Source organism: Enterobacter sp. SORGH_AS_0287 (genome assembly GCF_031453695.1).
GTDB lineage: Bacteria > Pseudomonadota > Gammaproteobacteria > Enterobacterales > Enterobacteriaceae > Enterobacter > Enterobacter ludwigii.
Genome location: NZ_JAVIZW010000001.1, coordinates 448,064 through 472,116 on the forward strand (window position 1 = coordinate 448,064; position 24,053 = coordinate 472,116).

Below are 24,053 nucleotides of genomic sequence, written 5' to 3' on the forward strand. Positions count from 1 at the left end.
ATACACTTTCCTGTTCGGGAAGGCTGCGTTTTACAATGAAAACGTGATGGTGATTATTATGAATAAGAAAAAGGTCTTCCTGCTCAGTTATGACATTTATCTTTTCGCCGGGCTTAGGGCTTTTTTGCCTAATCTGGTACTGGTCGACAGTCAGACATTTATATCAGAGTCAGACCTTTCTTTTCAGCAATACAACTCCTGTCTGTTAATTGTTGATAACCGGATGCCCTTTTTCCTGGTGAAGAAATGGCTACATCGTAACAGTAGCCAGTTTATCATGGTAAACAGCGTTGTTCTCAGGTTGAGCGAAAATGAGTGTATTAATCGAGGCTATGAATACAGTACCTCAATTGATGTAACACTGCATTATTCGACCGTCATCGATATACTCACGCGTATACTGATGACCACCCCGCAACCGGAATCACGCGTAAAATCAGATGAGCTGGACGTTTTCGCGTTAACCGAATTTGAGGCAGACATGCTTAATGCCATGATGACGAAAGAGGGGCAGGCCGAATTCTGCCGGGCAAATTCATTGACCACAAAATCCCTGTATCGCTACCGGGATAAAATAACGCACAGGCTTGGTTTTAAAAATTTTATTGAATCTATTATTTTTCTTATCCGCAATGGTTTCCTGACTGAAAGAGATGTGGGGCAGAACAGTACGTTAATGCGCAAATCCACCGGGCGTAGTTATGATAATAATGATGCGGGGCGTCTGAGTCTGGCACTCAAAAATGATGAAATTTTACCTTATTATCAACCCGTTGTCGGTGCAGGTGGTGAACTGTGCGGTATAGAGATTTTGGCCCGCTGGCCATTAGGGCATAATTACACGATTTCGCAGCGAGAATTTATTCCGCTGGCAGAAAGCTGTGGCCTGATTAACGAACTCACCAGCTATTTAATGCATAAAGTTGCCAGTGACTTAAAGCAAAAGAGCAACGGGTTAAATACACCGCTGTTTGTGGCGTTTAATGTCAGTCCAACCACGTTAAGTAACCCGGTGTTTTATTGGGAGTGCCTCAATTTTTTAGAGCTGACAGAATCGTTACCGGTGAAGCTCATGATTGAGATTACCGAAAATCAAACGCTGGCCGTGACGCCTGCAATAAAAGAACTGATCCGTTCACTGCGTAATCGCGGGGTGATGTTTGCTCTGGATGACTTTGGTACAGGATACGCGAATTTATGCTATCTGAATGAACTCGAACTGGATGTCATAAAAATTGATAAGACCTTTATCAACGCTATCCAGGCTGATAACCAACCGCTGCCGATGCTGGAATCGATTATTAATCTGGCGATGATTCTGGGGCTGCGTACCGTGGCGGAAGGGGTGGAGTACGCTTATCAGCGAGAGTGGCTTATCAGCAAGCAGGTGGATTACCTGCAGGGGTATCATTTCCTGCCCCCGGTGCCGTTCGCTGATTTCCGGCGATTTGTCGAGCAAAGCCAGCCGACGACACGAGAAGCGGCATGCAAAAAGGGCAGCGTGCTGCCAGGTAAAAAGGAAAATGTGCGTTTTAACGCGCTGTAAACGACGGAAGCCCTGCGCATTTCGAGGGCTTCCGTCGGGGCTTAACGGAACATCACCTGTGCCCAGCGGGCCAGACCTGCCGTTACGGAGCCAAAGTCATCGCCACCGGCAATCGGAATACCCGGAAGCTGTTCCGCCAGCGCTTTCTTGATAAGCGGTGAGCGGGCGCTACCGCCGGTCAGGTAAATCACATCCGGCTTCTCTTTACCATTCTCCAGCGCCAGTTGCACCTGCTCGAGGATCCGCTGCAGCGGCTGGGCGAGTGCCGTTTCCAGCCCTTCCTGCGATATCGCGGTCGCCAGCTCATCACTGATAAAAGGTAATGAGACAGCGTGTTCAGCACGGTCAGAGAGGGCGATTTTGCTCTCTTCAGCGGTACGCACCACGCGATAGCTGAGACGCTGACGCCACACTTTATAGAGCAGGGCGACTTTATCCGCGTCCTGCGCGTCGCGTACCAGATCGTTCAGGAAGCGCCCGTTCGCGGTGCTGTAAAAATCACTCTGCGCCGGAACGTCGTTGATGGCGATGGCGTTCCACCAGGGCAGAATTGGCAGGGCAATGCCTTTTTCGGTTTGTCCGCCCATGCCGAGCAGCGGCATCAGGCTTTTAAATGCCAGAGCAATATCCAGGTCGTTACCGCCTACGCGGCAGCCGCTGTGGCCCAACAGGCTGGTTTCGCGGTCACGACGCTGATGCCATTGTGGCCCCATCAGCAGTAAAGAGCAGTCGGTGGTGCCCCCGCCGATATCCACAACGAGCACGCGTTGCTCTTGCGTTAATGTGGCTTCAAAATCCAGTCCTGCCGCTACCGGCTCATACTGGAAGACCACGTCACGGAAACCGGCTCGGTGTGCGGCGCGCTCGAGGATCCCCTGCGCTTGCTGGTTAGCCTCTTCACCGCCCAGACCCTGGAAGTTGATCGGGCGACCAATAACGGCCTGCGTGATGGGATCGGGTACCTGGGTCTGCGCCTGGTTACGGATGTGCAGCATCATGGCGCACACCAGGTCTTCGAACATCGCCACCTGCTGTGGTTTTAACCCACTGGCGCCCAGAAACGACTTCGGTGATTTAACGAAGTAAACCTCTTCCGGATCGTCAATGTAATGGCCCAGCGATGAGAGGCCAAACTGCACGCTGGAAGGGGTCACGTCGATATCTTCGTCGCGGTTAAAACTGACCGCCCGGCGCAGCAGCGCCTGGGTTTCCGCCGCGGTAGCGGGCACCTGATGATGACGGAACAGCCATTCGCTGACCGCTTCGCGAGTGGGTGCGCAGAGCATTGATGGCAGCAGCGTGCTCTCTTTTTCCATCTTCAGGAGCTGTGGTTGCCCGTTTTGCATAATGGCAACCGAACAGTTTGCCGTACCGTAGTCAAATCCAATAAACACGATTAATCCCCATGCCAGTGAGAAGGGGCGAGACTTTAGCGAAATGTCTGCCTGGCGACAACAGGAATATGAAAGCAAGGCGAAACAAGGCCTTTCGGTTTATGCTGAGGGGAACAAAAAAGGAGCGATGATGTATACCCTGACCTGGCAACCCCCTTACGACTGGCAATGGATGTTTAGTTTCCTTAGCGCACGTGCGGTAGAGGGCGTAGAGACCGTCACGGACCACTATTACGAGCGCAGTTTCGCCTGCGAGGGGCATCAGGGGATATTTCGCGTTACGCCTGACAGCCAAACCCCTACGCTTACCGTGACGCTCAGCCCGGGCTTGATTCCGGTTGCGCAGACCTGTCTTGAGCGTATCGGGCGACTTTTCGATCTTGGCTGCGATCCTCAGGCGATCCGCTCGACACTGGGGGATCTGGGGGCCGCACGGCCAGGCTTACGGTTGCCGGGGGCGATGGATGCCTGGGAGCAGGGTGTGCGGGCGATACTCGGGCAACTGGTTAGCGTGGCGATGGCGGCAAAATTGGCTTCCCGCGTTGTCGCCCTGTGCGGGGAGCCGGTTGAAGACGCCCCGGGTTATCTCTGCTTCCCGACCCCGCACGCGCTGGCCGCAGCGGACCCGCTGGCGTTGAAAGCGCTTGGAATGCCGGTAAAGCGGGCGGAGTCGATCGTTCATCTGGCTCAGTCTGTGGTGGACGGGACGTTTCCGCTTTCCCCTCCTGCGGATATTGAGGCGGGAATGAAGGCCTTACAGCAGCGGCCCGGGATAGGACGCTGGACGGCAAACTACCTGGCCCTGCGCGGCTGGCAGGCGAAGGACGTTTTTCTGCCGGATGATTATCTGATTAAGCAACGTTTTGCCGGGATGACGCCTGCGCAAATTCGGCGCTACGCCCAGCGCTGGCAGCCCTGGCGCTCGTATGCGTTGCTGCACATCTGGTATACCGACGGCTGGGCGCCATCAGTTGATGGCGAAATAGCTGGTATTAAGCAGTAGATCCAACGGCTGCGGCTCGGCGATGGTGTCGCCGTAAATAAAATCAATGCCGATGCCGGAGAGCGTGTCCATCATGATGGGCTGGTTACACGGACCGGCGATGGTTTTCATGCCCAGGCGCTGGGCGTGCCCCTGAACGATCGTCACCATCATCTCATCCATCAGGTTGCCATAAACATTCGTCACCATTTCCGTATCAAGCATCAGATAATCGGCCATATTGGCGCTGAGGTGGCTAAAGACGTTCATATCGCGTCCCACCTGGCTGAGCACGACGCGGCAGCCAGCATGGCGAAGTTTTTGCAGGCCCTGCTGCAGGTTCTCATCCGGGTTACATACCACGTCGGCAGCGATAACCAGATGCAGCAGACGGCCCGGCATGGGGCTCTTCTCCAGCAGGTCGACAAGTTCATCAACCAGCGTGACGCTTGCTAAACCCGCTTCAGACAGCGGAAGCGCGACCCCCATGCCTTTGTGGGCGACCTGTGCGGCGGAGGTGCGGAAAAACTCGTTGAAGATACGTCTGTCAAGGGCGTGCAACAGTTCAGGCTCCGCAAGTCCGGAGCGGAACGCATGCTCTTCCTGCACTTCGCCCTGGCTGGTCCACAGGCGTAATGAAATCAGCCAGAAGTTGCAGCTTTCCGGTATCCGTGGAGACGCGACGCTGCGGGCAATCATCATCAGGTGATTGTCTTTAATCATGTGCCACTGCTCATCAAGCGACATCATGCTGCGCATGCCGTGGTCCCGTTCCTGCTGGGGTTCGTAAACCGTGACGACGCCGCGTCCGCTGTTTTTCGAGGCGTAACAGGCGATATCCGCCTGTGACATGATTTCCGAAGCCTGATGGTTATTTTCATCAATCAGAGTGATACCCGCGCTGGCGCCGATCCGGTGCAGACGTCCTTCCCACATAAAGTGATAGTCATTGATGGTGTTAATCAGGCGGCCGGTAATATAACGCGCGCTTTCGATATTGCAGTCCGGGAGCAACAACCCGAATTCGTCCCCGCCGAGACGAGCCAGCACGTCGCTGGAGCGGAGCATAGTCAACATTAATGACGAAAGCTCCCGCAGCAGAGCATCACCCGCCGCATGGCCTGCGGTGTCGTTGACGGCTTTAAAACGATCGAGATCGATAAACACCAGCGCATGACGCTGGCGTGTCTCCTGTACAGTCTGTAAGAGCCGTTTGAGGTGATTTTCGAAACTGACCCGGTTTGCGAGGTGGGTGAGGGCATCGTGCGAGGCACTGTAACTGAGCTGACGCAGCATTTTGCGCGATTCCGTCACGTCCTGAATCACGATCACGGAGCCAATGTTTTGCCCGTCCAGCGTACTGAGCGGGGTGATGCTGTAGTGGATATCGTAGTTGCCGCCGGTACGGCAGTTCAGCACCACGTCCTGGTCTATATCGGAACGGGACATATCGCCGCTGTGAATATTCTCCATCAGCGGTCCCTTTTCACCAAAGGTGATGTGCAACACTTTCAGGACAGGCTGCCCGATAGCCTCGGTCTGCAGCCAGCCGCTCATCTTCTCGGCAACCGGGTTCATAAAGGTGACATTCATGTCGATATCGGTACACAACACCGCTTCGCCGATGGAATCGAGGGTAATGTGCAAACGCTCTTTTTCCTGGAACAGCGCTTCGTTGAGTTGCTTCACCTCGGTCATGTCCATGTTGATGCCGAGCAGGCGTTCGACTTCACCCTGTTTGTTCAGTACCCGGTTCGCCAGAGAGCGTATATGGCGCACGCCTTCTTTAACACGAATGCGGAACTCAAGCTTAAACGGCAAACGTGAAATGAGGGAATCCCGGAGCACCTTTTCAGCGTGAGCGCGGTCTTCCGGGAGCATCGTTTCGTGCCAGAGCTGCCAGGTGGGCTTGATGTGCGGCGGGATCTCATACAGCTCAAACATCCGCTTATCCCAGCTGATAATGTCCGGCTCCAGATCCCACTCCCAGATGCCGATACCGCCCGCTTCGTTGGCGAGGGTGATGCGCTCCATCAGGCGTTTATTGACCCACTCGGTCTGCTTCAGGTCGTTAATATCTTCAATCTGGGCGATAAAATAGAGCGGTGAACCGTCGGTGTGGCGCACCACGGAGACGGCAAGCAGGGCCCAGACCACTTCACCATTGCGGGTGTAGTAACGCTTCTCAAGGGTGTAGGTGTTGATGTCGCCGTTGACCAGCTGCTCCAGCTGTTCGAGATCGGTATTCAAATCTTCCGGCCAGGTTAACTGCTGGAAGGTGAGGGCCTGAAGCTCCGTCTGGCTGTATCCCAGGAAGTTACACAGGGCTTTATTTGCCTGAAGCCACTGCCCCTCAATGCTGACCAGCGCCATGCCGATGGCGGAATACTCCATCGCGTTACGAAAACGCGCTTCACTTTCGGTGATATGTTTGCGTTCGGCGCGAAAGGCATACATCACCATGGTCATAATATTGGCCGGCAACAGCATCATCAAAAAGGGCAGCCAGGGCGCGTTTAGCGTTACCTGCAGGTTTTGCGGCGTCATGGATACAGGGTTACGCGTCATGATCAGCGAGACCATCATCACGGTGACCAGAAATACCAAAAACGCCTCCATTCGCGGCAGGCGCACGGCGCTCCACATAAGCAGAACGATAACGCAGGTGAAGGGCCACGGCAGCCAGGTAATCGCCATCCAACTGAGAGCCAGCGTCACGGCCATGGTGGCCAGCGTTTCCAGCAGCAATTTTGGGTTGCGGTGACGCAGCAGATAATGTGGTTTAAACAGTAACCCTAACGGCACCAGCGCCAGCGCACCAATGGCTTCTGATAACACCCAGACGAGGAAATTACGCAGCGGCTCCGGACCCGGCACCAGAAGATACACCAGCACCCCGCCAACCAGCGGTGGCACCAGCGCACTGCCGATGGACAGACGGATCCAGTCATTCAGATTCTGCAGGGGGTTATACCACGGGAGCAGTTTACGCAGTAACACCGCGCCAATCACGGCTTCAACCACGTTGATAGCGGTAAAGGTCGGGTTGATCGACGACCAGGAGAAAAGCATCCACGCGGCCAGGATATTGCCAAACGAGCAGGCCAGAGCGATACCCGGCCACATCTTTCCTGCATGACGGTAAAAGGCCACCATCATGATGGCGGTAGGGAACCAGAGCGGGGCGAGCAGGGTGCCGAAGCGGGTCAGCTCCAGCGAAAATAAGGTAAAGATAAAGGTGACCAGGCCCAGACAGACAAGTCGCAATAAAGGATGTGGGGTGGTAACCAAAACCCGCTGGTATTGTTTATTCATTACCGCTTTATCCAGAGACGCCATGCCGTCAGGAGAGAAGTCCGGACGAGTGAATTTGATAATTTGGTTTATGCTAGTACAAACAATTTACAATTCATATGGCGACTGCTCATAATTTGACATCATAGACTTATTAAATAGTTACTCGGTAAAAAATCCCCGACAAACGCTGAAAAAACGTGCGTTTAAATTTCACAAAGGGATCATTTCGTCGCTTTTCACCCTGTCTCGCAGAACCTGCGCTTTCGACTGGTATCATGCCCGCGAAATCCCTATAATTGCCGCGTTTGACGCTCCGGCGTCGTCCTTCCTTAACATCCAGGTTAATCAGGTCGCTAAATTTATGACTGATAAGTCTCATCAGTGCGTCATTATAGGCATCGCCGGCGCATCGGCTTCAGGTAAAAGTCTTATTGCCAGTACGCTTTACCGCGAACTGCGTGAACAAGTTGGTGATGAGCATATCGGCGTCATTCCCGAAGACAGCTATTACAAAGATCAATCCCATCTGTCGATGGAAGAACGCGTAAAAACTAACTATGACCATCCTAATGCGATGGATCACAGCTTACTGTTCCAGCATTTAGAAGCACTTAAAAGCGGCCAGGCAATTGAACTTCCCGTCTATAGTTATGTAGAACATACCCGTACGCAGGAAACGATCCGTATCGAACCGAAGAAGGTCATTATCCTTGAAGGTATTTTGCTTCTGACCGACTCCCGTCTGCGTGAATCAATGAACTTCTCGATTTTCGTCGATACGCCGCTGGATATCTGCCTGATGCGCCGCATTAAGCGTGACGTGAATGAGCGTGGACGTTCGATGGACTCCGTGATGGCGCAATACCAGAAAACTGTCCGCCCGATGTTCCTGCAATTCATTGAACCATCCAAGCAATACGCCGATATCATCGTGCCTCGCGGCGGTAAAAACCGCATAGCCATTGATATCTTAAAAGCGAAAATCAGCCAGTTTTTTGAATAAGCCGCGCGAATTGTGTACCGTTCAGGGATAACCTGGTTTTGCCCTGAGTCTTTATGGCTTCAGGGTACGATGCATGAAAGGAGAAAGTGCGATGCGTCTTTGTGATCGCGATATTGAAGCCTGGCTGGATGAAGGCCGTCTGTCTATTACACCACGTCCACCCGTGGAGCGTATCAATGGTGTGACTGTTGATGTGCGCCTGGGAAATAAATTCCGCACTTTTAGCGGCCATACCGCACCGTTCATCGACCTTAGCGGGCCGAAGGATGAAGTCAGCGCCGCGCTTGATCGCGTGATGAGTGATGAAATCGTTATTGACGAGGGCGAAGCCTTTTATCTGCATCCGGGTGAACTGGCGCTGGCGGTGACCTATGAATCCGTGACGCTGCCTGCGGACCTGGTCGGCTGGCTCGATGGCCGTTCTTCTCTGGCGCGACTGGGGCTGATGGTTCACGTGACCGCGCACCGTATCGATCCAGGCTGGTCGGGCCGTATCGTGCTCGAGTTCTTTAATGCCGGTAAACTGCCTCTGGCACTGCGTCCGGGGATGATGATCGGCGCACTGAGCTTTGAACCGCTAACCGGTCCGGCAGATCGTCCTTATAACCGCCGTCAGGACGCTAAATATCGCGACCAGCAGGGTGCGGTCGCGAGCCGTATTGATAAAGACTGATCGTTAGTCCACTGAGGATGCTATGAGAAGAGTTCTGACAACGCTGATGATTTTGCTGGTGGTTCTGGTTGCTGGCCTTTCGGCGTTAGTCCTGCTTGTTAACCCTAATGATTTCCGTGCTTACATGGTGCGGCAGGTCGACGCGCGTAGTGGTTATCAACTGAAGCTTGATGGGCCGCTGCGCTGGCACGTCTGGCCGCAACTCAGCATTCTCTCAGGCCGCATGTCGTTAACCGCGCCGGGTGCCTCCCAGCCGCTGGTCTCTGCCGATAACATGCGTCTTGATGTGGCGTTGATCCCGCTCTTTTCACACCAGTTGCAGGTCGACCAGGTGATGCTGAAAGGGGCGGTGATTCAGCTGACGCCGCAAACTGAAGCCGTGCGTGACTCGGATGCGCCGGTCGCCCCGCGGGAAAATACGCTGCCCGACGAGCCGACGGATACGGGCTGGTCATTTGATATAGCCAAACTGAAAGTCGCCGACAGCGTGCTGGTTTTCCAGCATGAGTCCGACGAGCAGGTAACCGTCCGTAACATCAACCTGAAGATGGAGCAGGACGCCCACCATATTGCCTCGCTGGAGTTTAGCGGAAGGCTGAACCGCGATCAGCGCGATCTGAACCTGTCGCTGAACGCCAATGTGAATGCCTCAGATTACCCCCATCAGCTCACGGCGGATATTCAGCAACTGAACTGGCAACTGATGGGAGCCGATCTTCCTGCCCAGGGGATCACCGGTCAGGGAACGCTGCAGGCCGTGTGGCGCGAAGAGCAAAAACAGCTTGAGCTGGATAACCTCAATCTGCAGGCGAACGACAGCAGTCTGACAGGGCAGGCGAGCGTCACGCTTGAGGAGAAGCCGAAGTGGGTAATGAATCTGCAGTTTGACAAGCTCAATCTGGAGAACTTACTTCCGCCTCAGCCAGCAGGTGCAACCGACGGTAACGCTGCTCAGAATGGGCAAAGCCAGCCGTCTAAGCCGCGTCCGGTCATCTCCTCGAGTCTTGATCAGCCAGACTATAACGGTCTGCGCGGATTCACGGCCGATATCTTACTGAAAGCTAACAGCCTGCGCTGGCGCGGTATCGATTTTACCGACGTGAGCAGCCAGATGTTTAACCATAACGGTTTGCTGGTGATCTCCGAACTGAGCGGCAAAATGGGTGCTGGACATCTTTCTCTGCCGGGCACGCTGGACGTGCGTAAAGAGACGGCCAGCGCCGAATTCCAGCCGCGTCTCGACAACGTTGAGATTGGTACCATCCTTAAAGCCTTTAATTACCCGATCTCCTTAACGGGCCAATTGACGCTGGCGGGTGACTTCTCGGGGACGAAGATTGATGCTGAGGCTTTCCGCCGCGAATGGCAGGGGCAGGCCCATCTTGATCTGAAAGATTCCCGTATGGAAGGGCTTAACTTCCAGCAGCTGGTGCAGCAGGCGGTGGAGCGCAGCAGTGATGTCAAAGCCCAGGAAAACTACGACAGCGCAACGCGTCTCGACAGCTTTACCACTGACCTGACGCTGGATAACGGGCAGCTCACCCTCGACGGAATGCAGGGAACCTCTTCACTCCTGTCGTTAACCGGTGAAGGTAAGCTGGATCTGGTGAAAGAGACGGCGGATACCCGATTTAACGTGCGGGTACTTTCCGGCTGGCAGGGTGAAAGTAAACTGATCGACTTCCTTAAAGAGACGCCGGTTCCGCTCACTGTCTATGGCAAATGGCAGGCGCTGAATTACAGCCTTCAGGTGGATCAGATCCTGCGCAAACATCTGCAGGACGAAGCGAAACGTCGTCTGAACGACTGGGCGGATCGGAATAAAGATTCACAGTCAGGGAAGGATGTGAAGAAGCTGTTAGATAAGCTTTGATGCCCGAGCGCCCGGTAGCGCACATGCTACCGGGCAAAACAACTCACTAAACCTCATAGTCCAGTTCTTCTTCATCCCGCAGTGGAATGAGCTGCACCTTCTGTACACGGTGGCTCTCAACCTGCAACGTTTTAAGCAGATAGTCGCCCACCTGAACCTCTTCTCCCGGTTGCGGGATACGCTGCAAATATTCCATCAGCAGACCGGCAATAGTGTGATACTCGCGTTTTTCATCCAGCGGTAGCGGCACATATTGCACCAGGTCTTCCAGCGGCATATGGCCGTTCGCCGTCCACGACCCGTCGGCATTTTTCTGGATGTCGTGGCGCGCATCAATCTCATCCACTTCGTTGGGCAAATTACCGGCGATGGTTTCCATGACGTCGCTGAGCGTGACCAGTCCTTCAACGGAACCGAATTCATCCACCACAAAGGCAAAGTGAGTGCGCGCGTTACGGAACTGCTCAAGAGCAGAAAGCAGCTGCAGTCCCTCAGGGAAGACCAGCGGCTGGCGTACCAGGGCACGCAGATTGAGTGCTTCACCGTGCAGCTGCTGTTGCAGCAGGTCGATGACGTGCACCACGCCCAGCAACTCCTCTTCCTCTTCACCACCGGTGACAACCACGCGGGTGTGCTGGTTTTTATCCAGCAGGGCGCGAATGTGCTCCTCCGGTGCCGTCAGGTCGATATGCTCAATGTCATGCCGTGATGTCATGATGCTGCTGACCGTCCGCTGATTCAGATTGAGCACTCGCTCAATCATCAGTCGCTCCTGCGGATTAAAGATCAGCCCGTCACTGTGATCGGCAAGCATCGCGGCGGATTCCGCATCCAGTTCTGCATCCTCTTTTTTCCCGCTCAGCAGGCGCATGACCGTGTCGGCCGTGCGTTGACGTAACGTCTGATTCGCTGAGAGGAAACGGCGACGGTTGAATATCGCCAGCTGGTTCAGCGCTTCAATCATTACTGAGAAACCAATGGCGGCATACAGATAGCCTTTCGGAATGTGGAATCCAAACCCGTCTGCCACCAGGCTAAAGCCAATCATCAGCAGGAAACTCAGGCAGAGAATAACAATGGTCGGGTGGCTGTTAACGAACCGGGTCAGGGCTTTACTTGCCATCACCATCAACGTGATGGCAATGATCACTGCGGCCATCATCACGGCCAGGTGGTCAACCATCCCGACGGCGGTGATCACCGAGTCCAGTGAGAAGACGGCGTCCAGCACCACGATTTGCGCCACCACAGGCCAGAATTTTGCCCCGCGTCGCTGGGTCGGGTTTTCACTGTCTTTGCCTTCGAGCCGCTCATTAAGTTCAACTGTCGCTTTAAACAGCAGGAACAAGCCACCGAAGAGCATGATCAGGTCACGGGCGCTGAAGCTCAGGCCGTGAACGGAGAACAGAGGCTGTGTCAGCGTGACCAGCCAGGAGATAGAGGCCAGCAGCAGCAACCGCATCACCATCGCCAAAAGCAGGCCCGTTACGCGAGCGCGGTCACGCTGAGAAGGGGGCAGTTTTTCGGCGAGGATGGCGATAAAGACCAGATTATCAATACCGAGCACCAATTCGATGACAACCAGCGTCACCAGTCCGGCCCAGATTGATGGATCGGCAATCCATTCCATAGTAATAGCAATACCTTCTGTTATATGACGAATGTCACACTTCGATCATGGATAAAGCGGCGGGAAATTGCAATGCCGGGCTGAGATTTCTCTTAATAAGGCCGAACAAAAAGAGAGCAATACGCTGGCGCTGTAAATAAGGTAATTACGTATATTTTATTACGCACAGTACATTTTAGGATATATCGCAATTAATGGTTTTTATTGTTGCTTTGTCAATATAAAGAAAATCCTAAAAGGTCAAAAGTTTGCTCTTAATATTAATCTTAAAAACAGTTATTAGGACAGTTGTCTCCTTGCCTGCTATTAGGTTAGCTGCAACAATTCCTCCAGCATCAAATGTTAAATCTCCTTGTTGCTATTATTGTTTCGGTCTTCAGGAATGGTTATTGATTATCCGTCGGGCGTTTTTGCGGCTGATATATTTCCAGAAGACCTTGTTCAAGAGGGTGTCTATCCATAACACATTGTTTAGTCAGTGGATTGGTAACTGAAAGCCAAGGGCGGTAGCGTGCCTGAAAGCGTGTGAATCAGCCTCGATTATTCTGTCAATAGCCAATGGATGAATAAGCTTTTTTTAGGACTGATGCCAGTTATATTTCTATTTGATTAACTGCATGCTGAAACCCAATACGACCCGGCTTATTTTAAATTGCACAGGATAATTACTCTGCCAAAGTGATAAATAATCAATGATGAAATCCAAAATGAAATTGATGCCATTATTGGTGTCTGTGACCTTGATGAGTGGTTGTACGGTCTTTCCCGGCAGCAATATGTCAACAATGGGTAAGGATGTGATCAAGCAGCAGGATGCCGATTTTGATCTCGACAAAATGGTGAATGTTTATCCACTCACGCCACGTCTGGTCGAACAATTACGCCCACGTCCGAATGTTGCTCAGCCGAATATGTCTCTGGATCAGGAGATTGCCTCCTACCAGTACCGCGTGGGGCCGGGTGATGTCATCAACGTCACCGTCTGGGACCACCCTGAACTGACCACACCAGCGGGCCAGTACCGTAGCTCAAGCGACACCGGTAACTGGGTACAGTCAGACGGCACCATGTTCTATCCCTATATTGGCAAGGTACACGTTGCCGGGAAAACGCTCGCCGAAATCCGCAGTGATATTACCGGCCGCTTAGCGCAGTACATCGCCGATCCGCAGGTGGACGTTAATATCGCCGCATTCCGCTCGCAAAAAGCCTATATCTCCGGACAGGTGAATAAATCCGGTCAACAGGCCATCACCAACGTACCGCTGACCGTTCTGGATGCCATTAACGCCGCCGGCGGTTTAACCGACGGTGCCGACTGGCGCAACGTGGTTCTGACGCACAACGGCAAAGAGCAGCGCATTTCGCTGCAGGCGCTGATGCAAAACGGTGACCTGACTCAGAACCGTCTGCTCTATCCGGGCGACATTCTTTACGTACCGCGCAATGACGATCTGAAAGTGTTCGTGATGGGCGAAGTTAAGAAACAGAGCACCCTCAAAATGGACTTCAGCGGCATGACCCTGACCGAAGCGCTGGGTAATGCAGAGGGTATTGATCTGACCACCTCCAACGCCACCGGTATCTTCGTGATCCGTCCGCTGAAAGGTGAGGGCAGTGCGAAAGGTAAGATTGCCAACATCTACCAGCTGGATATGTCCGATGCGACGTCTCTGGTGATGGCAACGGAGTTCCGTCTCCAGCCATACGATGTGGTGTATGTCACCACCGCACCGGTTGCCCGCTGGAACCGTCTGATCAACCAGTTGCTGCCAACCATCAGTGGCGTTCGCTACATGACGGATACGGCGCGCGACATTCATACCTGGTAATCCGCGATGTTTAACAAAATTCTGGTGGTATGCGTGGGGAACATTTGCCGTTCCCCCACGGCTGAACGGCTGCTGAAACTCTACCAGCCCGAACTGACCGTTGAATCCGCAGGGCTGGGTGCGCTGGTCGGTAAAGGTGCCGATGAGCGCGCAACGAGCGTGGCCCGCGATCATAACCTTTCTCTCGACGGGCACATCGCCCGTCAGGTCACCGGCCGTATGTGCCGGGAGTATGATCTGATCCTGACGATGGAAAAACGCCATATCCATGCGCTGTGTGATATCGCACCGGAGATGCGCGGCAAGGTGATGCTGTTTGGTCACTGGGACAATGAACGCGAAATCCCCGATCCATATCGCAAAAGCCATGAGGCCTTCGAGGCGGTATACACCTTACTTGACCAGTCTGCCCGTCAGTGGGCGCAGGCACTGAAAGCTCAGCAGGGATAACAATGACAGAAAAAACAAAACCTTCTGCCGCCCCGACTTCGGGCAGTGATGAAATCGATATTGGTCGCCTGGTCGGCACCGTCGTAGAGGCAAAGTGGTGGGTGCTTGGGATCACCGCCGTGTTTGCCGCGGCGGCCGTCGTCTATACGCTGTTTGCGACGCCCATCTACAGTGCCGATGCGCTGGTGCAGATTGAGCAGAATACCGGTAACTCGCTGGTGCAGGACATTGGCTCCGCACTGGCGAACAAACCGCCGGCCTCCGATGCGGAAATTCAGCTGATCCAGTCGCGCCTGGTTCTGGGTAAAACCGTTCACGACCTCGGCCTTGATATCTCCGTCACCAAAAATACCTTCCCGATCTTTGGTGCCGGCTGGGACCGTTTGATGGGACGCAGCAACGACACGGTCAAAGTGACTGACTTTGTGCTGCCAAAAGGAAGCGCGGATCAGACCTTTACCCTGACGGTGTTAGGCCCGAAACAGTACCAGTTGACCAGCGATGCGGGCTTTAGCGCGCGCGGTGAAGTGGGGCAGATGCTGACGAAACAGGGTGTCAGCATGATGGTCAGCGCGATCCACGCCCAGGAGGGCGGTGAATTTACCGTGACCAAATTCTCCACGCTGGGAATGATTAACAATCTGCAGAACAACCTGACCGTCACCGAAAACGGCAAGGACACCGGTGTCCTGAGCATGACCTTTACCGGTGAAGATAAGGATCAGATCCGCGACATCCTCAACAGCATCACCCGTAACTATCTTGAGCAGAACGTTGAGCGTAAATCGGCTGAAGCGGCGAAAAGCCTGGCATTCCTCGCCAAACAGCTTCCGGAAGTCCGCGCCCGTCTGGATGATGCCGAGAACAAGCTGAACGCCTATCGTCAGGATAAAGACTCTGTCGACCTGCCGCTGGAAGCGAAATCCGTTCTCGACTCGATGGTTAACATTGATGCCCAGCTTAACGAGCTGACCTTCAAAGAGGCGGAGATTTCCAAGCTTTATACCAAGCGTCACCCGGCCTACCGTACGCTGCTGGAGAAACGCCGCACGCTGGAAGAAGAGAAGGCGAAACTCAACGACCGCGTCACTGCGATGCCTAAAACGCAGCAGGAAATCGTACGTCTGACCCGCGATGTGGAATCCGGACAGCAGGTGTACATGCAGCTGCTGAATAAACAGCAGGAGCTGAAAATCACCGAAGCCAGTACCGTTGGTGATGTGCGCATCGTTGACCCGGCCATCACCCAGCCTGGGGTGCTGAAGCCGAAGAAAGCCCTCATCATTCTCGGCAGCATTATTCTGGGTCTTATCCTCTCTATCGTTGGCGTGCTGCTTCGCTCGCTGTTCAACCGTGGAATCGAAAGCCCGCAGGCACTGGAAGAGAGCGGTATCAACGTCTACGCCAGCATCCCGCTGTCGGAGTGGCAAAAATCGCGTGACAGCGTCAAAACCACCAAAGGCGTTAAGCGTTACAAACAAAGTCAGCTGCTGGCCGTGGGTAACCCAACCGATCTGGCCATCGAAGCGATTCGTAGTCTGCGTACCAGTCTGCACTTCGCCATGATGCAGGCCAAAAACAACGTCCTGATGCTGACCGGTGTCAGCCCGTCAATTGGTAAGACCTTTGTCTGTGCCAACCTGGCGGCGGTAGTGAGCCAGACCAATAAACGGGTGCTGCTGATCGACTGTGATATGCGTAAGGGCTATACCCACGAACTGCTGGGTACCAATAACGTCAACGGGCTGTCGGAAATCCTGCTGGGCAAAGGTGAGATTAGCCAGAGTGCAAAACCGACGACGGTGCCGAAGTTTGACCTTATTCCGCGTGGTCAGGTGCCGCCAAATCCATCAGAGCTGCTGATGAGTGAACGTTTTAGCGAGCTGGTGGAGTGGGCGAGCAAAAACTATGACCTGGTGTTGATTGATACCCCACCGATTCTGGCGGTGACCGATGCCGCCATTGTGGGCCGCCATGCCGGCACCACGCTGATGGTGGCGCGTTACGCAGTGAACACGCTGAAGGAAGTGGAAACCAGCCTGAGCCGCTTCGAGCAAAACGGAATTGAAGTGAAAGGGGTGATCCTGAACTCCATCTTCCGTCGTGCGACCGGTTACCAGGACTACGGTTACTACGAGTACGAATACAAGTCTGACAGTCACTAATCGTTAGCTTTCGGGGAAGACCATGACTACACAACGCCCTTTAGTTTCTATTTATATGCCGACATGGAATCGTCAGCAGCTGGCGATCCGCGCAATAAAATCTGTGCTGCGACAGGATTACGATAACTGGGAACTGATCATCGTTGATGACTGTTCTTCCTCGTACGAACAGCTGCAAAAGTTTGTGACTGACCTTAACGACCCGCGCGTGGTTTACACGCACAACGAGATTAACTCCGGTGCGTGCGCGGTGCGTAACCAGGCGATTATGCAGGCTAAAGGCCAGTATCTGACCGGCATCGACGATGATGACGAATGGACGCCGAACCGTCTGTCGGTCTTCCTGTCGCACAAAGCACAGCTGGTGACGCATGCGTTTTTGTATGCCAACGACTATGTCTGTCAGGGGGAAGTTTACTCGCAGCCTGCCAGCCTGCCGTTGTATCCGAAATCGCCTTACTCACGCCGCCTGTTCTATAAACGCAACATCATTGGTAATCAGGTCTTTACCTGGGCGTGGCGCTTTAAGGAGTGCCTGTTCGATACCGAGCTGAAGGCTGCGCAGGATTACGACATCTTCCTGCGCATGGTGATGGAGTATGGCGAGCCGTGGAAGGTGGAAGAGGCGACGCAGATCCTGCATATCAATCACGGGGAGATGCAAATCACCTCGTCGCCGAAGAAATTCTCTGGTTACTTCCACTTTTACCGCAAGCACAAGGACAAGTTCGACCGTGCCAGCCGGAAGTATCAGCTGTTTACCCTCTATCAGATCCGCAATAAGCGCATGAACTGGCGCACGTTGCTCACGTTGTTGTCCGTGCGTAACGGCAAGCGTCTGGCTGATGGACTTCGGGGGAAATAATGTTTCTGGAAGATTGCCGCGCTAACAGCTGGAGCCTGCGCCCGTGCTGCATGGTTCTGGCGTACCGCATCGCGCATTTTTGCTCGGTGTGGCGCAAGAAAAATGTTTTAAACAATCTCTGGGCAGCACCGGTGCTGGTGCTGTACCGCATCATTACTGAATGTTTTTTTGGTTATGAAATTCAGGCCGCTGCCACCATTGGTCGCCGTTTTACCATTCATCACGGTTATGCCGTGGTGATCAACAAATTCGTTGTAGCCGGTGATGATTTCACTATTCGCCACGCGGTCACCATCGGTAACCGTGGGCCCGACAGCCTGGCCTGCCCGGTGATTGGCAATAACGTCGAGCTGGGCGCGAACGTGGTCATCATTGGCGACATCACGATTGGTAACAACGTCACGATAGGCGCAGGGAGCGTGGTGCTGGACAGTATTCCGGATAACGCGCTGGTGGTGGGTGAGAAAGCCCGCGTGAAGGTGATCAAATGAACATTCTGCAATTTAACGTCCGTCTCGCAGAGGGCGGGGCGGCCGGTGTGGCGTTGGATCTTCATCAGCGCGCGCTGCAAAAAGGACTTCAGTCTCGTTTTATTTACGGTTATGGCAAAGGCGGTAAGAAAAGCGTCAGCCACGATAACTACCCGCAGGTGCATAAGCACACGCCGCGCCTGACTTCCGTGGCCAACATTGCCTTGTTCCGCCTGTTTAACCGCGATCTGTTTGGCAATCTTAATACCCTTTATCGCACCGTGACGCGCTCCCAGGGGCCGGTTGTACTGCATTTCCATGTGCTTCACAGCTACTGGCTGAACCTGGAAGAGGTGGTGGCGTTTTGCCAGAAGGTGCAGGCCCACAAACCGGATACCCGCTTCGTCTGGACGCTGCACGATCACTGGAGCGTGACCGGTCGCTGCGCCTTTACCGACGGGTGTGAAGGCTGGAAAAGCAACTGCCAGAAGTGCCCGACGCTGAGCAACTACCCGCCGGTGAAAGTGGATCGTGCCCATCAGCTGGTGGCCGGAAAGCGCCAGCTGTTCCGCGACATGCTCTCGCTCGGCTGTACGTTTATCTCCCCAAGCCAGCACGTTGCCGATGCCTTTAACAGTCTGTATGGGGCAGGGCGCTGTCAGATCATCAATAACGGTATCGACGTGGCGACGGAAGCGATTCTGGCCGAACTTACCCCGGTTGCAGAAACCCCGGGTAAACCAAAAATCGCTATCGTTGCGCATGACCTGCGTTACGACGGCAAAACCAATCAGCAGCTGGTGCGCGACATGATGGCGCTGGGTGACAAGATTGAACTGCACACCTTCGGCAAGTTCTCGCCGTTCGAAGGGGCTAACGTGGTGAATCACGGGTTTGAAACCGACAAGCGCAAACTGATGAGCGCCCTCAATGGGATGGATGCGCTGGTATTCAGTTCGCGCGTGGATAACTACCCGCTGATCCTGTGCGAAGCGCTCTCCATCGGTGTGCCGGTGATTGCCACCCACAGCGATGCGGCACGCGAAGTGCTGGAAAAATCGGGCGGGACCACGTTTGCGGAGCATGAGGTGCTGCCCCTGGTGCAACTGCCGAAGGCGCAGATCGCGCAGGCCGTTTTTGGCACCGACCTGGAATCGTTCCGCAACCGCAGCCGCAAGGCCTACAGTGGACAACAGATGCTGGAGGAATATGTCTCGTTCTATCAGAGTCTGTAGTTATCTGCTGCTGCCGCTGATTTACCTGCTGGTCAACGTCAAAATTGCCCAGCTTGGCGAAAGCTTCCCGATAACCATAGTGACCTTCTTGCCCGTTCTGCTTCTGCTGTATGTCGACAAAATCAACCTCAAGAAGCTGATGATGGCCTTAGGGCTGGGCGTGGGTCTGACGCTATTTAACTACATCTTTGGTCAGTCTCTGGATGCCAGTAAATACGTCACCTCCACCATGCTGTTTGTTTATATCGTCATTATTATTGGCATGGTCTGGAGTATTCGTTTCAAGGTTATTTCGCCACACAATTATCGGAAAATCCTTAGGTTCTTTTATATTGCCGTTGCGTTAATTGTTATGCTTGCTGCACTGGAAATGGCACAAATTATTTTGACCGGTGGCAGTAGCCTGATGGAGATAATTTCGAAATATCTCATTTACAGTAACAGCTATGTATTGAACTTCATCAAGTTTGGCGGAAAACGTACGACAGCCCTCTATTTTGAACCGGCGTTTTTTGCTCTGGCACTAATCTCAATTTGGCTCAGCATCAAACAGTTTGGTATCAAAACCCCTAAGACCGATGCTATGATTCTTGCAGGAATTGTTCTGTCAGGATCGTTCTCAGGGGTAATGACATTTATCCTGTTTTACCTGCTGGAGTGGGCGTTCCAGTACCTGAACAAAGATGCGATTAAGAAAAAACTGCCGCTGGCGATTATCTCTCTGACGGTATTTATGGTTGGCGTGATATTTGCCTTCCCATACATCTCAGAACGTCTGGGAGATTTGGGAACCGAAGGCTCGTCATCCTATTATCGTATCATTGGTCCGCTGGTGATGGTGGGTTATTCCTTAACCCATATCGATGGTGTAGTAAGATTCGGCTCACTTTACGAATATGTTGCATCATTCGGAATCTTTAACGGTGCGGATGTCGGTAAAACCATAGACAATGGCCTGTATCTGTTAATTATCTATTTTTCGTGGTTCGCCGTACTGTTGACACTGTGGTATCTGTTTAAAGTTTTCAAAATGATGATTAACGCGTTTGGTGATAACCAGAACTTTCGCGTGCAGCTTTATCTGTTTACACCGGTGTCGTTGTTTTTTACCGGGTCAATATTTAGCCCGGAATATGCTTTCTTGATTGTCTGTCCGTTTATTCTGCGCAAAGCGCTTAATATTACGAACGTATGACGAAATGAGGTGATTTATGTTTCTTAGCGTCATTACTGTCGCTTTTCGTAATTACGAAGGGGTGGTAAAAACCTGGCGCTCGCTGCGCAACCTGGCGCGCGATCCAAGTCTCACCTTCGAGTGGATTGTGGTCGATGGCGGCTCGAACGATGGTACGGCGGAGTTTCTGGAAAAACTCAACGGTGAGTTCAACTTACGTTTCATCAGCGAGAAAGATAAAGGCATCTACGATGCGATGAATAAAGGCATCGACATGGCGCAAGGCCGTTATGCCATCTTCCTGAATTCCGGTGACGTATTCCATGAGGATGTGGCGTTATTTGCCCGTCAGCTGGCGCGCCAGAAAGAGGATGCGATGTACATTGGCGACGCGCTGCTCGATTTTGGCGATGGGCATAAAGTTTGCCGCAGTGCGAAACCCGGCTGGTATATCTACCACAGTTTGCCTGCCAGCCATCAGGCCATTTTCTTCCCGGTAAAAGGTCTGAAAAAACAGCCTTACGATCTGCAGTATAAAGTTTCTTCAGATTATGCGCTGACCGCCAGCCTGTATAAATCAGGTTACCCGTTCCGTCGAATTAAAGGGCTGGTATCTGAATTTTCAATGGGCGGTGTGTCAACGTCTAATAATCTGGAACTGTGCCAGGATGCCAGAAATGTGCAGCGTAAAATATTAGGCGTGCCGGGGTTCTGGGCGGAATTATCTTATTTATTACGTCTGCGTACCACGGGTAAAACGAAAACCTTATATAACAAAGCCTGAATATAAGGAAACGTAATGCAGGATCTTAAAGGTTTCTCCGTGCCGAAAGGCTTTCGGGGCGGGAGCGGTATTAAAGTGCAGTTGTGGTGGGCCGTACAGGCCACCTTATTTGCCTGGTCACCGCAAATACTGTACCGCTGGCGAGCTTTTTTATTGCGTCTGTTTGGCGCAAAAATCGGAAAAAACGTAGTTATTCGCCCGTCGGTAAAAATTACCTACCCGTGGAAATTAACGCTTGGGGATTATGCGTGGGTAGGGGATGACGCGGTGTTATATACCCTTGGCGATATTACGATTGGCGCAAATTCAGTGGTTTCACAGAAGTGTTATTTGTGCACCGGCAGTCACGATTTTATGAGTCAGCATTTTGATATTACCGCCACTCCGATTGTGATTGGCGAAAAATGCTGGCTGGCGACAGATGTTTTTGTTGCACCTGGTGTTTCTGTTGGCGATGGCACGGTAGTCGGTGCCCGCAGCAGCGTTTTTAAATCGCTACCGGCAAATAAAATTTGCCGTGGCAACCCCGCAGTGGTGATACGCGAACGCGTTGAAACTGATTAAATTCATAAGTAGAGGAATATAAACATGTCTAAAGTCGCTCTCATCACCGGCGTTACCGGACAGGATGGTTCTTACCTGGCAGAACTGCTGCTGGAAAAAGGTTATGAAGTACACGGTATTAAGCGTCGTGCTTCTTCATTCAACACCGAACGTGTGGATCACATTTATCAGGATCCTCATGCGGCGAACCCGAAATTCCATCTGCACTACGGCGACCTGACCGATACTTCCAACCTGACCCGTATTCTGCAGGAAGTGCAGCCGGATGAAGTGTACAACCTGGGCGCGATGAGCCACGTTGCGGTCTCCTTCGAATCTCCGGAATACACCGCTGACGTTGACGCAATGGGTACGCTGCGTCTGCTGGAAGCGATTCGCTTCCTCGGCCTTGAGAAGAAAACCCGTTTCTACCAGGCATCCACGTCTGAGCTGTACGGTCTGGTGCAGGAAATTCCTCAGAAAGAGACTACCCCGTTCTATCCACGTTCTCCGTACGCCGTAGCGAAACTGTACGCGTACTGGATCACCGTGAACTACCGTGAGTCCTACGGCATGTATGCCTGTAACGGCATTCTGTTCAACCACGAATCCCCACGTCGCGGTGAAACATTCGTTACCCGTAAAATCACCCGCGCTATCGCTAACATCGCACAGGGTCTGGAATCTTGCCTGCACCTCGGCAACATGGATTCCCTGCGTGACTGGGGCCATGCCAAAGACTACGTAAAAATGCAGTGGATGATGCTGCAGCAGGAAAAACCAGAAGACTTCGTTATCGCAACCGGCGTGCAGTACTCCGTACGTCAGTTCGTTGAGATGGCTGCCGCTCAGCTGGGTATCAAACTGCGCTTCGAAGGTACCGGCGTGGAAGAGAAAGGCATCGTGGTTTCCGTAACGGGCCATGACGCACCGGGCGTGAAACCGGGCGACGTGATTGTACAGGTTGACCCACGTTACTTCCGTCCTGCTGAAGTGGAAACCCTGCTGGGCGACCCAACCAAAGCACACGAAACACTGGGCTGGAAACCAGAAACGACTCTGCAGGAGATGGTTTCCGAGATGGTTGCCAAAGATCTTGAAGCAGCGAAAAAACACTCCCTGCTCAAGTCTCATGGCTACGAGGTTGCCATCGCGCTGGAGTCCTGAGAATGACAAAACAACGTATTTTTGTCGCGGGTCATCGCGGAATGGTGGGTTCCGCGATTGTTCGCCAGCTTGAACAGCGCGGTGATGTCGATGTGATTGTCCGTACCCGTGACGAGCTGAACCTGCTCGACAGCAAAGCGGTACAGGACTTCTTCGCCAGTGAACGTATTGACCAGGTGTATCTGGCGGCGGCGAAAGTGGGCGGCATTGTTGCCAACAACACGTATCCGGCGGATTTCATCTACGAGAACATGATGATTGAGAGCAACATCATTCACGCAGCGCATCTGCACAACGTGAATAAGCTGTTGTTCCTCGGCTCATCCTGTATCTACCCGAAAATGGCGAAGCAGCCGATCGCTGAGAGCGAACTGCTGCAGGGCACGCTGGAAGCAACCAACGAGCCGTATGCGATTGCCAAGATTGCCGGGATCAAGCTGTGCGAATCCTACAACCGTCAGTATAACCGCGACTATCGTTCGGTGATGCCGACCAACCTGTACGGACCGCATGACAACTTCCACCCGAGCAATTCACACGTGATCCCGGCGCTGCTGCGTCGTTTCCACGAGGCAACGGCCGAAAATGCACCGGATGTGGTGGTGTGGGGCAGCGGGACGCCAATGCGTGAATTCCTGCATGTGGATGACATGGCGGCTGCCAGCATTCACGTAATGGAGCTGGATCGTGAGGTGTGGCAGGAAAACACCGAACCGATGCTGTCACACATTAACGTCGGTACTGGCGTGGATTGCACCATTCGCGAGCTGGCGCAAACCATCGCGCAGGTGGTGGGTTACAAAGGCCGCGTGGTCTTTGACGCCACCAAACCGGACGGCACGCCGCGCAAACTGCTGGACGTGACCCGTCTGCATCAGCTGGGCTGGTATCACGAGGTATCTCTGGAGCAGGGGCTGGCAAGCACCTACCAGTGGTTCCTTGAAAACCAGCACCGCTTCCGGGGGTAATG

General features: G+C 53.2%; 19 protein-coding genes. 16 read left to right on the forward strand and 3 right to left on the reverse strand.

The window, feature by feature from the left end; all coding sequences use genetic code 11:
• Positions 1-58: 58 nt before the first annotated feature.
• Positions 59-1,546 carry an EAL domain-containing protein gene (locus QE396_RS02030; protein WP_080127473.1) on the forward strand — a complete coding sequence of 496 codons (1,488 nt, stop codon included), beginning with the start codon at positions 59-61 and terminating at the stop codon, positions 1,544-1,546.
• 41 nt (positions 1,547-1,587) lie between these two features.
• Here QE396_RS02030 and yegD read toward each other — a convergent pair whose 3' ends face one another.
• Positions 1,588-2,940 carry a molecular chaperone gene (gene yegD, locus QE396_RS02035; RefSeq protein ID WP_020883253.1) on the reverse strand — a complete coding sequence of 451 codons (1,353 nt, stop codon included), beginning with the start codon at positions 2,938-2,940 and terminating at the stop codon, positions 1,588-1,590.
• A gap of 130 nt (positions 2,941-3,070) precedes the next feature.
• On the opposite strand from yegD, the gene alkA reads away from it, so the two are divergent.
• Entirely contained in the window at positions 3,071-3,943 is an 873-nt protein-coding gene (gene alkA, locus QE396_RS02040; protein ID WP_020883254.1) for a DNA-3-methyladenine glycosylase 2, read from the forward strand.
• On the opposite strand, the gene QE396_RS02045 is transcribed toward alkA, so the two are convergent.
• A complete protein-coding gene (locus tag QE396_RS02045; protein ID WP_020883255.1) occupies positions 3,908-7,237 on the reverse strand; it encodes a diguanylate cyclase in 3,330 nt (1,109 codons plus the stop codon). The genes alkA and QE396_RS02045 overlap by 36 nt on opposite strands.
• Positions 7,238-7,580: 343 nt before the next feature.
• On the opposite strand from QE396_RS02045, the gene udk reads away from it, so the two are divergent.
• The 3 genes from udk to asmA all read left to right on the forward strand — a co-directional run bounded on the left by udk (position 7,581) and on the right by asmA (position 10,768).
• On the forward strand, positions 7,581-8,222 hold the full coding sequence (gene udk / locus QE396_RS02050) for a uridine kinase (RefSeq protein ID WP_020883256.1): 642 nt from the start codon (positions 7,581-7,583) through the stop codon (positions 8,220-8,222).
• A gap of 91 nt (positions 8,223-8,313) precedes the next feature.
• Positions 8,314-8,895, forward strand: coding sequence for a dCTP deaminase (gene dcd, locus QE396_RS02055; RefSeq protein WP_020883257.1), 582 nt, complete (start codon positions 8,314-8,316; stop codon positions 8,893-8,895).
• 22 nt (positions 8,896-8,917) lie between these two features.
• A complete protein-coding gene (gene asmA, locus QE396_RS02060) occupies positions 8,918-10,768 on the forward strand; it encodes an outer membrane assembly protein AsmA (RefSeq protein WP_020883258.1) in 1,851 nt (616 codons plus the stop codon).
• Positions 10,769-10,814: 46 nt separating this feature from the next.
• Here asmA and QE396_RS02065 read toward each other — a convergent pair whose 3' ends face one another.
• Complete coding sequence (locus tag QE396_RS02065) at positions 10,815-12,398, reverse strand: TerC family protein (protein ID WP_020883259.1); 1,584 nt, start codon at positions 12,396-12,398, stop codon at positions 10,815-10,817.
• Between the two features lie 692 nt (positions 12,399-13,090).
• Between QE396_RS02065 and QE396_RS02070 the strand changes: the two genes are divergently transcribed.
• From QE396_RS02070 to QE396_RS02120, 11 genes are read left to right on the forward strand one after another with little or no spacing between them, the layout of a single operon-like run.
• Positions 13,091-14,230 carry a polysaccharide export protein gene (locus QE396_RS02070; protein WP_014170829.1) on the forward strand — a complete coding sequence of 380 codons (1,140 nt, stop codon included), beginning with the start codon at positions 13,091-13,093 and terminating at the stop codon, positions 14,228-14,230.
• Between the two features lie 6 nt (positions 14,231-14,236).
• Positions 14,237-14,680, forward strand: a complete 444-nt coding sequence (wzb, locus tag QE396_RS02075) for a low molecular weight protein-tyrosine-phosphatase Wzb (RefSeq protein ID WP_014170828.1) — start codon at positions 14,237-14,239, stop codon at positions 14,678-14,680.
• Between the two features lie 2 nt (positions 14,681-14,682).
• On the forward strand, positions 14,683-16,845 hold the full coding sequence (gene wzc / locus QE396_RS02080) for a tyrosine-protein kinase Wzc (protein WP_020883260.1): 2,163 nt from the start codon (positions 14,683-14,685) through the stop codon (positions 16,843-16,845).
• A gap of 22 nt (positions 16,846-16,867) precedes the next feature.
• Positions 16,868-17,710, forward strand: a complete 843-nt coding sequence (wcaA, locus tag QE396_RS02085; RefSeq protein WP_020883261.1) for a colanic acid biosynthesis glycosyltransferase WcaA — start codon at positions 16,868-16,870, stop codon at positions 17,708-17,710.
• Positions 17,710-18,201, forward strand: a complete 492-nt coding sequence (gene wcaB, locus QE396_RS02090) for a colanic acid biosynthesis acetyltransferase WcaB (RefSeq protein ID WP_014170825.1) — start codon at positions 17,710-17,712, stop codon at positions 18,199-18,201. The genes wcaA and wcaB overlap by 1 nt, the downstream gene beginning before the upstream one ends.
• The gene (wcaC, locus tag QE396_RS02095) at positions 18,198-19,415 is read left to right on the forward strand and encodes a colanic acid biosynthesis glycosyltransferase WcaC (protein WP_014170823.1); all 1,218 of its coding nucleotides are present in this window, start codon (positions 18,198-18,200) and stop codon (positions 19,413-19,415) included. Before wcaB ends, wcaC begins: the two co-directional genes overlap by 4 nt.
• Positions 19,390-20,610 (forward strand): colanic acid polymerase WcaD, encoded by a 1,221-nt coding sequence (gene wcaD, locus QE396_RS02100; RefSeq protein ID WP_020883262.1) that lies wholly within the window; start codon positions 19,390-19,392, stop codon positions 20,608-20,610. The genes wcaC and wcaD overlap by 26 nt, the downstream gene beginning before the upstream one ends.
• Before the next feature lie 16 nt (positions 20,611-20,626).
• Positions 20,627-21,373 (forward strand): colanic acid biosynthesis glycosyltransferase WcaE, encoded by a 747-nt coding sequence (wcaE, locus tag QE396_RS02105; RefSeq protein ID WP_014170821.1) that lies wholly within the window; start codon positions 20,627-20,629, stop codon positions 21,371-21,373.
• Positions 21,374-21,388: 15 nt separating this feature from the next.
• The gene (gene wcaF, locus QE396_RS02110) at positions 21,389-21,937 is read left to right on the forward strand and encodes a colanic acid biosynthesis acetyltransferase WcaF (protein ID WP_020883264.1); all 549 of its coding nucleotides are present in this window, start codon (positions 21,389-21,391) and stop codon (positions 21,935-21,937) included.
• Between the two features lie 24 nt (positions 21,938-21,961).
• Complete coding sequence (gmd, locus tag QE396_RS02115; RefSeq protein ID WP_014170819.1) at positions 21,962-23,083, forward strand: GDP-mannose 4,6-dehydratase; 1,122 nt, start codon at positions 21,962-21,964, stop codon at positions 23,081-23,083.
• Positions 23,084-23,085: 2 nt separating this feature from the next.
• Positions 23,086-24,051 carry a GDP-L-fucose synthase gene (locus QE396_RS02120; protein ID WP_014170818.1) on the forward strand — a complete coding sequence of 322 codons (966 nt, stop codon included), beginning with the start codon at positions 23,086-23,088 and terminating at the stop codon, positions 24,049-24,051.
• Positions 24,052-24,053: the final 2 nt, after the last annotated feature.